The following is a 381-nucleotide window of genomic DNA, read 5'->3' as shown; positions in this document are numbered from 1 at the left end:
GGTCCGGGGCGACACTCCCGCCCACCGCGCCGGCCGGACCTCCCGCGCCGTCCACCGGGCCCACCGCACCGGCAGCCCCGCCGACCGCCGGGACCACCACCGCGGCCCCCGGCCCGACCCGGACCCCGACCGCCCCGCCGACCACCGGCAGTGGTGGGGGCGGGGGCGGCCATTTCGGCCCCACCCAGGTGCTGCCCGCGCCGAGCCCGTCCGCCGCCCTCTCCGAGGAGGAGTACTGGCAGCGGGCCGAGGCCTGCTGGGCCGCCGCCGAGACCGACCCCTCGCTGGACTGCCCCACCTCCTGACGCCGCGCCGCCGCGACCCCTCGGGGCCGCGGCAGCACACCGGCCCCGGACCGTGGGAACGGTCCGGGGCCGGGGC

1 pseudogene is annotated in these 381 nt (G+C 82.4%); it reads left to right on the top strand.

Going from position 1 to position 381, the window contains the following annotated elements:
* Positions 1-305, top strand: a pseudogene (locus BI06_RS50985) (hypothetical protein); the annotation flags it as partial.
* Between the last annotated feature and the right edge of the window lie 76 nt (positions 306-381).

This window comes from Kitasatospora sp. MBT66, from assembly GCF_000710405.2.
In the GTDB taxonomy this organism is placed as follows: domain Bacteria; phylum Actinomycetota; class Actinomycetes; order Streptomycetales; family Streptomycetaceae; genus Kitasatospora; species Kitasatospora purpeofusca.
This window is presented reverse-complemented; position numbering and strand designations above follow the sequence as displayed.